The sequence below is a fragment of the Streptomyces hilarionis genome, assembly GCF_024539675.1.
GTDB lineage: Bacteria > Actinomycetota > Actinomycetes > Streptomycetales > Streptomycetaceae > Streptomyces > Streptomyces hilarionis.
Window position 1 is genome coordinate 1 of record NZ_JAHHIT010000907.1, and the last position, 234, is coordinate 234.

The following is a 234-nucleotide window of genomic DNA, read 5'->3' on the forward strand; positions in this document are numbered from 1 at the left end:
TATTTGGCCAAGGAGTTGGGTTTGGGGCCTGCCACGACCGTGCTTAGCATGCTGCCGATTCAGGATCTCACCGGAGCTTCGCATGACCTTCGGGAATGTCTTGCGGGGGGCACGGCGTTCCACAACACCAACCTATTGCGTGCGGAGCGAGAAGCTGTCGAGAAAGGGTATCGCGACGTTGAAGGCGGCATCGAAGCACTGGTCGCCACGACGACACTGGCTGCTGGCATTAAC

Annotated in this window: 1 protein-coding gene; it reads left to right on the top strand. The window is 59.0% G+C overall.

Going from position 1 to position 234, the window contains the following annotated elements:
* Window positions 1–48: 48 nt before the first annotated feature.
* A partial coding sequence (locus KMS84_RS40755; RefSeq protein ID WP_256921687.1) for a hypothetical protein occupies window positions 49–234 on the top strand: 186 nt, incomplete at its 3' end.